Here is a 10,320-nt window from a genome sequence, read left to right as displayed (position 1 = left end):
TGACCCGGACTGGTTGCGGTTCCGGTTGCTCGGCATGACCAACCCGGCGTACTTCGCGCTCTATGCCCGTCGTCGGATGGACCTGTACGGCGCCACGGCGGAGGACTTCGCGGCCGTCAAGGTCAAGAACTCGCGGCACGGGTTGGCGAACCCGAATGCCCGCTATCGCAAGGAGGTCAGTGCCGACGACGTCCTCAACTCGGCCGTGGTCTGCGATCCCTTGCACCTGCTCGACATCTGCGCCACCAGCGACGGTGGCGCGGCCGTAGTACTGACCTCGGTGGAGTACGCCCGCAAGCACGGGCTCACCGACCCGGTCACGGTCAAGGCGATCTCGACGGTGACGCCGAGGTTCCCGCAGACCACGATCGACATGCCCCTGATGTCCACAGACGCCGGGTCCAGTGCCGAACGGACCTTCAAGGAGTCGATCGCCGACGCGGCGTACGCCGAAGCCGACCTTGGCCCGGAGGACGTCGATGTGGCGGAGGTCTACGACCTGTCGACCGCTCTCGAGCTGGACTGGATGGAGGATCTCGGCCTGTGCAAGCGCGGTGAGGCCGAGCACCTGTTGCGGGCCGGGGACACCACGATCGGTGGCCGCATCCCGGTGAACCCCTCGGGTGGGTTGGCCTGCTTCGGTGAGGCGGTGCCGGCGCAGGCGTTGGCCCAGGTCTGTGAGCTCACCTGGCAGCTGCGTGGTCAGGCCGAGGGTCGTCAGGTGGAGGGTGCCCGGGTCGGGATCACCGCCAACCAGGGCCTGTTCGGCCACGGGTCCTCGGTCATCCTCGCGCGCTGACCCGTTTGGGCGGCGGACGGCCAGTTGCTCAGCGGTCCTCGGGCGTCTCGGCGTCGGCGATCGAGTCGTCGGTCTGGTCCGGCCGATTGACCTGCTCCTCAGGGTCGAGGTCGACGCGCTGGGAGATGTCGGCCGTCTCCATGTGTTCCTCGGCCGGCACGTCTTCCGGCTCGATGTGCCGGTTCTTGTCGGACGGTGCAGGCCCGGGTTCGTTCGGTGAGTTGGTCATGACCAGCGGTACCCAACTCGACCCGTGCCATGACAGCGACTGCGCCGTTCAGGCGGCTTCCACGTCGATGAGCTCGTACTCGGCGAGGAGGTCGCTCGGGTCCTGCGGTTCGACCACGGCCAGGTGGCGAGGCGGGTCGGCCCAGCCGGGCAGGGGCGGTGCGGTGGAGACGTAGGTGTGGCCGGTCGGTGTGGTCGTGGTGACCTGATGTCGACCGTCGGGTGGGTGGGCGCCGTGGGCGGTCCAGCCGGGGGCTTGTTTGGCGTAGTTGCAGCCCTCGCACAGTCCTTGGAGGTCTTCCTCGACGGTTTCACCGCCGTTGGCGATGCCGGTGGCGTGGTCGATGTGTCTGATGGGTGCGTCGCAGTAGAGGGTGCGGCAGATGCCGCCGTCGCGGGTCCGGATGAGGGTGGCGAGTCCGTGCGGGACGATCCGGGCACGCGAGTCCATCGCCGTGAGGCCGCCGTGGGGTGAAGCGTAGACCTTGCGTAGCCAGGTCTGGATTTCGTGTTCGAGCGCGGTGGCGACGAGGTGGCGGGCCAGGTCTGCGGGGATGGTGCCGTGTCCGTCGAGGTGCGCGGGGTCGTGACTGGTGCCGAGGAGGGTCTTGTCGGAGACGACGAGGTTGATCATCACCGGCACCGCGGGGGCCTGGGTCTTGCCGGTGACGCGTTCGACGAGGGTGTCGGCCATGATCTGTGCCCGGGAGCGTTCGTCACCACCGGCGATCAGGGTGTCGGCGGCCTTCTTCAACGCGGCGTACACCTGTACGCCTTGCCCGACCGGGAGGTGCCCGGTGAGGTAGGTCATGGTGTCGGGTGCCGGGCGGATGGTGACCCGGCGGTCCTTCTCCGCCTTCGCGCGGCGGTGCGCGACCGAGGCGGGGTCGAGCTTCGCGGCGAGTTTGCGGGCCTGGTCACCGACCTGCTTCTCCGACAACTTCGCGACCGTCTCGAGGTCGCCGGCGATCTCCTTGTCGACCTTCGCGCGGTCGTCGACCTCCAGGCAGGCGGTCTCCTTGGCGAGGNCCCGGGTGTGCGGCAACTCCTTGCGGAGCAGCTTCGCCAACCCGAGGTGACGTTTCCCGCGGTAGGGCGACTCCCGGCGCGCCAACGCGAGCTGCTCGGGGATGCCGCGACCCTGGCGGCGCTTCCCGACCCCGGAGGCGGCGGCCTTGGCGCGCATCGACTGGTCGAAGTCGACCGACAGCTCGGCCTGGGCTGCGGCGATGGCCGACTTGAGCGTTTCCAGTGCCCCGATCACATCGATGCGGGCGTCGTCGTCGCCCACCGCCTCGGAGACGTTCTGCAGGGCTGAGGTCCACGCGGTCACTGTCGAGGCGTCCAGCACCACTCCAGGGGCCGCGGTGGGCTCCTGGGGCGGGGTGACTTCCGAGGCTTCGAACATGTGTTCGAGTCTATCGAGAATCTTCAACCCTGGCAAGGGATTCTCGACATCTGTGGAGAGGAGATTCCGGTTGTCAAGAGCGCAGCGGTCTCCATGGGCGGGCCCGTTCGTCGCCCTGATCGACCACCGGTTCCGGGGGCTGTGCCGGGCTACCGGCCTTCCTGGTGGCGGGTGAGGTTCTCCTGCACGCGCTGGGCGACCAGCTTGTCCTCCCGGAGCAGGGCGCTCATCTCGCGTGAGTTCAGCACCAACAGCCGCATCGGCGTCTTCGCGGTGACGGTCGCCGCGCGCACGGTGTGCTTGAGCACGCCCATCTCGCCGACCAGCTCACCGATCTCGGTGTCGCGGACGGGCTTGCCGTCGACCTCGATCTCGGCCACCCCGGAGGCGATGATGAACGTCTCGTAGGCGCCCTCGCCCTGGGAGGTGAGCACCTTGCCGGCGGCGACGTTCACGTCGTCGAGGTGCTGGTCGATCCGCGCGAGCACCTTGGTCGACAGACCCTCGAAGAAGGGGACCTGTCGCAGCACGTCGATGCGCTCCTTGGGTACCCGGTTCCTGTTGAACATTCCTGCCCCTTCCGCCCTGCTCAGAGTGGCAGCGGGCCGAGTGCGTGGCAAGGCCTAGCTTGTGATCCCCCGGGTGATCGCGTGCGCGGCGAACGTGACGAGCTCGGCCGGGTCGAGGTCTCCCCAGTCGTTGACGAGGGCGTCGGACACGCCGGCCAGGCCCGAGTGCACGAAGCGGAGCATCGCCGGGTCGTCGGTGAGGCTCCGTCCCTCGATGCGTGCTGCCTCGACCAGCGCATGGCGCAGCGCGTCGTCGTAGCGACCGAAGCTCTCGCGCAGCCGGCTCACGGACTCGCTCCGGTCGCGTTCGGTGGCGCCGGTGGTGTCGCGCCAGGCGGCGGTCATCCGGACGACGCGCCTCCACTGTCGGGCCGACTCGGGGATCAGTGCCTCGATCAGGGCCGCGACGCCGTCGGTGCGCGGCAGGGAGGCGACGAAGTCGGCGGACTCGGCCTGGCTCTCCTCGAGCAGTGCGACGAAGATGTCCTGCTTGTCGGTGAAGTACTGGTAGATCAGGCCGGTGCTGGTACCGGCCCTTTGGGCGACCGCGCGGATCGTCAGTGCGGCGTACCCGCCCTCGTCCAGCAGCGCTGCGGCGGCATCGAGGGTGCCGCGGCGCCGGGCCTCTGCGTCGCCGTGGATCGACCTGGCGTTCATCCCGTTCACTGGGACACCTTAACCACGACGGACCCAGAATGAACAATGTTCATTTTGTCATGGCAGTCGCTGACGCCGCCCCGAGTGGGTGGGCGACGGCGGGCCGTCCATCCCTGGGAGGTACCGGCACGATGAGCACCACGCACCCCGTCCTGACGCACCTGGAACGTCTGGAGGCTGAGAGCATCCACATCATGCGGGCGGCAGTCGCCGAGAGCGAGAACCCCGTGATGCTCTACTCGGTCGGCAAGGACAGTGCGGTGATGCTGCACCTGGCCCGCAAGGCGTTCTACCCGTCACGGCTCCCGTTCCCGCTGCTCCACGTCGACACCACGTGGAAGTTCCGCGAGATGTACGAGCTGCGGGACGCGACCGCAGCGGCGGGCGACCTGGACCTGCTGGTCCACCAGAACCCCGAGTGCGTCGAGAAGTCGATCAACCCGTTCACCCACGGGTCTGCCACCCACACCGACATGTGGAAGACCGAAGGGCTCAAGCAGGCCCTCGACCTCCACAAGTTCGACGCGGCCTTCGGTGGTGCCCGCCGCGACGAGGAGAAGTCGCGGGCCAAGGAGCGCATCTTCTCGATCCGCTCTGCCGAGCACCGGTGGGACCCGAAGCAGCAGCGCCCCGAGCTGTGGCGGATGTACAACGTGCGCAAGTCGCCCGGCGAGAGCCTGCGCGTCTTCCCGCTCTCCAACTGGACCGAGCTCGACGTCTGGGAGTACATCCGGCAGGAGGAGATCCCGATCGTGCCCCTCTACTTCGCGGCGAAGCGGCCGGTCGTCGAGCGTGACGGCGCGTTGATCATGGTCGACGACGAGCGGATGCCGTTGCTGTCGGGCGAGGAACCCGAGCTCAAGAGCGTGCGCTTCCGGACCCTCGGCTGCTATCCGCTGACCGGCGCCGTCGAGAGCGTCGCCACGACCCTGACCGACATCATCCAGGAAATGTTGCTGACCACCACCTCCGAGCGACAGGGGCGAGTGATCGACCACGACAGCACCGCGTCCATGGAGAAGAAGAAGCAGGAAGGCTACTTCTGATGACCCACTCGACCGACCTGATCGCTGACGACATCGAGCAGTACCTCGAGCGGCACGCGAACAAGACCATGCTCCGCTTCATCACCTGTGGCAGTGTCGACGACGGCAAGTCCACGCTCATCGGCCGGCTGCTCTACGAATCGAAGCTGGTCTTCGAGGACCAGCTCACGGCACTCGAGACCGACTCGCGCAAGGTGGGCACCCAGGGCGAGGGCCTCGACTTCGCGTTGCTGGTCGACGGCCTGGCCGCCGAACGCGAGCAGGGCATCACGATCGACGTGGCCTACCGCTACTTCTCCACCGAGCAGCGCAAGTTCGTCGTCGCCGACACCCCGGGCCATGAGCAGTACACCCGGAACATGGTCACCGGAGCCTCCACCGCGGACCTCGCGGTGATCCTCGTCGATGCCCGCAAGGGTGTGCTGACCCAGACCCGACGGCACTCGTTTCTCGTGTCCCTGCTGGGGATTCGCCACGTGGTGCTCGCGGTCAACAAGCTCGACCTGGTCGACTACTCGCAGGAGGTCTTCGACCAGATCGTCGCCGACTACAGCGGCTTCGCGAAGGAGATCGGCCTCGACGACGTCGTGGCCATCCCGATGTCGGCGTACGTCGGCGACAACCTGACCGAGCGCAGTGCCAACACGCCTTGGTACGACGGCCCGACGCTGATCGGGCACCTCGAGACGGTGCAGATCGACGACGAGCTGCTCACCAACCCGTTCCGGATGCCCGTGCAGTGGGTGAACCGGCCCGATCTCGACTTCCGTGGCTTCTCCGGCCAGATCGTCAGCGGCGTGGTGCGGCCCGGTGACCGGGTACGCGTCCTGCCCAGCGGCCGCGAGTCGTCGGTCTCGCGGATCGTCACGATGGACGGCGACCTGGCGGAGGCGATCGCCGGCCAGTCCGTCACGATCACCCTGGCCGACGAGATCGACATCAGTCGGGGCGACGTGCTCGCCATCGCCGACGACCTGCCCGATGTCGCCGACCAGTTCGAGGCACACGTGGTCTGGATGGGCGAGGAGGAGATGCTGCCCGAGCGGCCCTACCTCTGCCAGATCGGCACGATGACGGTGCAGGCGCGGATCACCAAGCCCAAGCACAAGGTCAACGTCAACACACTCGAGAAGACGGCGACCAACACGCTCGCCCTCAACGAGATCGGCGTCTGCAACCTCAGCTTCGACCGCCCCGTGCCGTTCGACCCGTACGCCGCGAACCGCGACACCGGCGGGTTCATCCTGATCGACCGGCTGACCAACTCCACGGTGGGTGCCGGCATGATCGCGCACTCGCTGCGTCGCTCGGACAACATTCACTGGCAGGTCGTGGACGTCGACGAGCGGGCCCGCGAGGCGCTGAACGGACACCGTCCGCAGGTGCTCTGGCTGACCGGTCTCTCCGGCTCCGGCAAGTCGACGATCGCCAATCACCTCGAGCGACGGCTGCACGCACTCGGCGCGCACACCTATCTCCTGGACGGCGACAACATCCGCCACGGCCTGAACCGGGACCTCGGGTTCACCGAGGCCGACCGGGTGGAGAACATCCGGCGGGTCACCGAGGTGGCCCGGCTGATGGCCGACGCCGGACTGGTCGTGATCGCGTCCTTCATCTCGCCGTTCCGCGCCGAGCGCGAGGCGGCCAGGGAGCTGGTCGGGGCCGACCAGTTCTGCGAGGTCTTCGTGGACACCCCCATCGACGTCGCCGAAGGGCGGGACCCCAAGGGGCTCTACAAGAAGGCGCGTCGCGGTGAGCTGGCCAACTTCACCGGCATCGACTCGCCGTACGAGCCACCTCTCGCGCCGGAGCTGCGGATCGACACCACGTCCGTCTCGCCGGAGCAGGCGAGCGACCAGATCGTGGGCCTGCTCCGCGCCCGCGGCGTCATCTCGTGACCCAGACCCACCAGGGCACCACTCAGGGAAGGACTGACCGATGACCCACGACCACGACGGCATTGGTTCCATCGAGGGCCTGCAGGCCGCCGCGCGCGAGGCGTCCGGGTACGACGACTTCGGCACGGACGACTACCTCGAGGGGCTCCAGGTCCTGCTCGAGTCGTTCGAGCGAGAGGCCGACCTCACCCCTCAGGGAAAGGTGATCGCCCGCAAGCTGATCACCGGAGCGCTCACGGGGCGCCTGGCCAGCGAGGCCGGATTCGCGAGACACCCCGAGCATGTCGACGTCCCGATCGAGCAGCCGATCTTCGTCGTCGGCCTGACCCGAACCGGCAGCACCGCACTGCACCGCCTGCTCGGCGCTGACCCGGCGCACCAGGGGGTCGAGATGTGGCTCGCCGAGCGGCCGCAGCCACGACCCGAGCGCGACACGTGGGCGGAGAACGAGGACTTCCGGCGTTCGGACGCCTTCTACCGGGCCCGCCAGGCGGCCGAGGCCGACCTGATGAAGGTGCACTTCATGGGCGCGGAGGAGGTCGAGGAGTGCTGGCGGCTGCTGCAGCAGACGATGCTCTCGACCTCGTTCGAGACCGTGTCCTACGTTCCGTCGTACAGCACGTGGCTGTCGGGCCAGGACTGGACCGAGACGTACGCGCGCCACAGGAAGAACCTTCAGCTGATCGGGCTGCATGCCGCCGACCGGCGATGGGTGCTCAAGAGCCCCAGCCATGTCTTCGCGATCGACGAGATCATGAAGGTCTATCCGGACGCGTTGTTCGTGCGCACGTTCCGGGACCCGCTCACGTCGATGGCGTCGACCTTCAGCCTCTCGGAGCAGGGCGGACACGGTATGTCGAAGTCCTTCGACCGCCCCGCCATCGGGCGCACCCAGCTCGACCTGTGGGCGCGCGGCAACGCGAACTTCAACGAGGCGCGGCTGCGGTACGACCCGGAGCAGTTCATCGACGTCGACTACGACGACTTCGTCTCCGATGCCGTCGGCACCGTCGAGAAGATCTATGCGCAGTTCGCCATGCCCTTCACGGACGCGGCCCGCGCGGCCGTGACGGCATCCCATGAAGCCAGCCTCTCCGACCATCGCCGTCCGTCACACCGCTACTCCCTCGAGGAGTTCGGCGTGAGCGCAGCCGAGGTCGAGGCGAAGTTCGCCGGCGCTTCCTGAACCTTCGCCGGCACTGTCCGAGAAACGAACCGTCAACCAGAACAGGGACACTCGAATGAACGCCACCTGGGAGAAGTTCTGTGCAGATCTGCTCGAGGTCGGGAAGGTCCTGGAGGACGACATCGTCCCCCAGGACCCGCTGACCCAGGCCGAGGGAGTCCGCTACCTGAGTCGGCTGCTCCGGTACGGCACGATCAACAGCGTCGAGTTCACCGATCCGCGGTGGCCGAGCTTCACCTCCGCGCCCAACCCCAACATGATGACGAAGATCGGTGCCGACAACCCCGACAACGTCTACATGCGGGCCAACGTCTCGGGCAGCTACCGCTACCGGGTCACCGGGACCCGCGGCACGGTTCCGTTGATCACGTTCGGTTCACGCGTCAACCGCTACCACATCGACGGCACCATGCTTCAGACCGGCGACCTGCACATCCACGACGTCGAGGTCGACGAGCACGGCCGCTTCGAGTTCATCGCGAGCGTGGACGAGCCGGCGGACGGCGCCTGGCTGCCGTTGTCACCGGACAGCAACCTGATCTCGGTCCGGCAGACCCACCAGGACCGCCGCAACGAGGTCGTCGGTGAGCTGTCCATCGAATGCCTCAACCCTGACGGGGAGTTCAAGCCGTTGGACCCTGACGCGGTGGGGGAGCGTCTCACCAAGGCCGTCGAGGTCGTGAAGGGCATGTCGGAGACCTTCCTCGAGTGGTCCCGCAAGTTCCAGCCCCGCGCCAACGAGATCTTCGACTGGGGTCAGGACTACTTCCAGGATGCCGGCGGTGACCCGACCATCTTCTACCTGCACGGCTACTGGAAGCTGGCCGAGGACGAGGCATGGGTGATCGAGACCGAGGTCCCGAACTGCGAGTACTTCAACTTCGTCCTGCAGAACTTCTGGGTGGAGTCACTCGACTACGACCGCGCGAACATCTACCTCAACAACCACACCGCGAAGCTCAACGACGACGGCACGCTGACGATCGTGGTGGCAGCCAAGGACCCCGGGTACGGCAACTGGATCGACACCGACTCACATCGTGAGGGCACCTGGGCGATGCGCTGGATCAAGGCCGACTCGCACCCGATCCCGACCGCGAAGGTCGTCAAGCTCTGACCGGGGGAGGTGCTGCGCTCAGCGAGCCCTGCGCAGCATCTCCTCGCGCTCGACGACCTTGACCCGGGTGCGGCCCTCGGCCTCGCCCAGGGCGATCTCGTGGGCGTCGAGCCGCTCCCAGTTCTCGAACTCGACGACGTCGACGCCGCGCTCGGCGAAGTAGGCGTTGACCGCAGCAGGGTCGCGCTCGGGAGCGGTGGCCGTGGTCTCCTCGACCAGGTGCCCGACGGTCTGCGCGGCGTCGCTCTTGGTGTGCCCGATCAGGCCGACCGGACCGCGCTTGATCCAGCCGGTCACGTAGGTGCCGGGGATCGGGTCACCGTCGAGGTCGAGGACCCGACCCTCGTCGTTCGGGATCACCGCCGCCCGGGTGTCGAAGGGCAGGTCGGCCACCTGCGTGCTGCGGTAGCCGACGGCGCGGTAGACCGCCTGCACGTCCCAGTCGGTGAAATCGCCGGTGCCCTCGACGCCGCCGTCGCCGACGAGGCGGGTGCGCTCGGTGCGGAAGCCGGTCACGGACTCCTGGCCGAGGATCTCCACCGGCTGCTCGAGGAAGTGCAGGTGGATGCGGTGCGGCTTGTCGCCGGGATCGCGACCGACCCAGTTGGACAGCGTGTTCAGCACCATCTTCGCCTGCTTGTTCGCGGCGATGTGCTCCATGCTCGCGTCGTCGACCTCGAAGCCCTCGGCATGCACGACCACGTCGACGTTGGGGGAGTGGGCCAGCTCGCGCAGCTCGAGCGGGGAGAACTTGGCGTACGCCGGACCGCGTCGCGCGAAGACATGCACGTCGGTCGCCTGCTTGGCCACGAGGCCCGCGTGGACGTTGGCCGGAACGTCGGTGGCGAGCATCTCTTCGCCCGTCTTGGCCAGCACCCGGGCGACGTCGAGGGCGACGTTCCCGGCGCCGACGACGGCGACGTGGCGCGCCTCGAGAGGCCAGTCGCGGGGCACGTCGGGGTGGCCGTCGTACCAGGAGACGAAGTCGGCTGCGCCGTAGGAGCCCGGGAGCTCTTCGCCGGGGATGCCGAGGTCGCGGTCGGACATCGCGCCCGTGGCGATGACGACGGCGTCGTAGAACGCACGCAGGTCGTCGAGCTTGCAGTCGACGCCGTAGGTCACGTTGCCCAGGAACCGGACCTCGGGCTTGGACAGCACCCGCTGGAGCGCCTTGACGATCTCCTTGATGCGCGGGTGGTCCGGGGCCACGCCGTAGCGGACCAGGCCGAACGGGGCAGGCAGCCGTTCCAGCACGTCGACGCTCACGTCGGTCCCGGACTTGGTCAGCAGGTCGGCGGCATAGATGCCGGCCGGGCCGCCGCCGATGATGGCTACACGAAGGGTCATGAGACCAGTCTGGGTGGCGTGTCCGCTCCGCGGAACGACGTCCACGTTGTGGGGTCACAACG

10 protein-coding genes are annotated in these 10,320 nt (G+C 67.8%); 5 read left to right on the top strand and 5 right to left on the bottom strand.

All coding sequences use genetic code 11. The annotated features are described in order from the left end of the window. On the top strand, positions 1 to 799 hold a 799-nt coding region (locus tag ASD66_RS00290), incomplete at its 5' end, for a lipid-transfer protein (RefSeq protein WP_235529914.1). A gap of 28 nt (positions 800 to 827) precedes the next feature. On the opposite strand, the gene ASD66_RS00285 is transcribed toward ASD66_RS00290, so the two are convergent. The 4 genes from ASD66_RS00285 to ASD66_RS00270 form a co-directional block, all read right to left on the bottom strand. Beyond that, positions 828 to 1,028, bottom strand: coding sequence for a hypothetical protein (locus ASD66_RS00285; protein WP_056889715.1), 201 nt, complete (start codon positions 1,026 to 1,028; stop codon positions 828 to 830). 48 nt (positions 1,029 to 1,076) lie between these two features. Further along, entirely contained in the window at positions 1,077 to 2,033 is a 957-nt protein-coding gene (locus ASD66_RS25665) for a DUF222 domain-containing protein (RefSeq protein ID WP_414858564.1), read from the bottom strand. Between the two features lie 551 nt (positions 2,034 to 2,584). Then, positions 2,585 to 3,004 (bottom strand): cyclic nucleotide-binding domain-containing protein, encoded by a 420-nt coding sequence (locus ASD66_RS00275; protein ID WP_056889713.1) that lies wholly within the window; start codon positions 3,002 to 3,004, stop codon positions 2,585 to 2,587. Between the two features lie 54 nt (positions 3,005 to 3,058). Further along, positions 3,059 to 3,661: a TetR/AcrR family transcriptional regulator gene (locus ASD66_RS00270; RefSeq protein WP_235529990.1), complete on the bottom strand. Its 603-nt coding sequence runs from the start codon at positions 3,659 to 3,661 to the stop codon at positions 3,059 to 3,061. Positions 3,662 to 3,792: 131 nt separating this feature from the next. On the opposite strand from ASD66_RS00270, the gene cysD reads away from it, so the two are divergent. The 4 genes from cysD to ASD66_RS00250 are packed head-to-tail and all read left to right on the top strand — an operon-like array spanning position 3,793 to position 8,911. Next, on the top strand, positions 3,793 to 4,707 hold the full coding sequence (gene cysD / locus ASD66_RS00265) for a sulfate adenylyltransferase subunit CysD (RefSeq protein WP_056889711.1): 915 nt from the start codon (positions 3,793 to 3,795) through the stop codon (positions 4,705 to 4,707). Then, the gene (gene cysN, locus ASD66_RS00260) at positions 4,707 to 6,608 is read left to right on the top strand and encodes a sulfate adenylyltransferase subunit CysN (RefSeq protein WP_056889710.1); all 1,902 of its coding nucleotides are present in this window, start codon (positions 4,707 to 4,709) and stop codon (positions 6,606 to 6,608) included. Before cysD ends, cysN begins: the two co-directional genes overlap by 1 nt. A gap of 40 nt (positions 6,609 to 6,648) precedes the next feature. Then, the gene (locus ASD66_RS00255; protein ID WP_056889709.1) at positions 6,649 to 7,794 is read left to right on the top strand and encodes a sulfotransferase family protein; all 1,146 of its coding nucleotides are present in this window, start codon (positions 6,649 to 6,651) and stop codon (positions 7,792 to 7,794) included. A 55-nt stretch (positions 7,795 to 7,849) separates the two neighbouring features. Next, the gene (locus ASD66_RS00250; protein ID WP_056889708.1) at positions 7,850 to 8,911 is read left to right on the top strand and encodes a DUF1214 domain-containing protein; all 1,062 of its coding nucleotides are present in this window, start codon (positions 7,850 to 7,852) and stop codon (positions 8,909 to 8,911) included. 18 nt (positions 8,912 to 8,929) lie between these two features. Here the strand turns inward: ASD66_RS00250 and ASD66_RS00245 are convergent, their stop codons facing one another. Continuing rightward, positions 8,930 to 10,258 carry an FAD-dependent oxidoreductase gene (locus tag ASD66_RS00245; RefSeq protein ID WP_056889707.1) on the bottom strand — a complete coding sequence of 443 codons (1,329 nt, stop codon included), beginning with the start codon at positions 10,256 to 10,258 and terminating at the stop codon, positions 8,930 to 8,932. Positions 10,259 to 10,320: the final 62 nt, after the last annotated feature.

The sequence above is a fragment of the Nocardioides sp. Root151 genome, assembly GCF_001427925.1.
Lineage (GTDB): Bacteria > Actinomycetota > Actinomycetes > Propionibacteriales > Nocardioidaceae > Nocardioides.
This window is presented reverse-complemented; position numbering and strand designations above follow the sequence as displayed.

Coding starts and splice junctions, on each gene's coding strand:
- cysN (WP_056889710.1), top strand. CDS start 4,707: ATGACCCACTCGACCGACCTGATCGCTGACGACATCGAGCAGTACCTC.
- ASD66_RS00285 (WP_056889715.1), bottom strand. CDS start 1,028: ATGACCAACTCACCGAACGAACCCGGGCCTGCACCGTCCGACAAGAAC.
- ASD66_RS00250 (WP_056889708.1), top strand. CDS start 7,850: ATGAACGCCACCTGGGAGAAGTTCTGTGCAGATCTGCTCGAGGTCGGG.
- ASD66_RS00270 (WP_235529990.1), bottom strand. CDS start 3,661: ATGAACGCCAGGTCGATCCACGGCGACGCAGAGGCCCGGCGCCGCGGC.
- cysD (WP_056889711.1), top strand. CDS start 3,793: ATGAGCACCACGCACCCCGTCCTGACGCACCTGGAACGTCTGGAGGCT.
- ASD66_RS00275 (WP_056889713.1), bottom strand. CDS start 3,004: ATGTTCAACAGGAACCGGGTACCCAAGGAGCGCATCGACGTGCTGCGA.
- ASD66_RS00245 (WP_056889707.1), bottom strand. CDS start 10,258: ATGACCCTTCGTGTAGCCATCATCGGCGGCGGCCCGGCCGGCATCTAT.
- ASD66_RS00255 (WP_056889709.1), top strand. CDS start 6,649: ATGACCCACGACCACGACGGCATTGGTTCCATCGAGGGCCTGCAGGCC.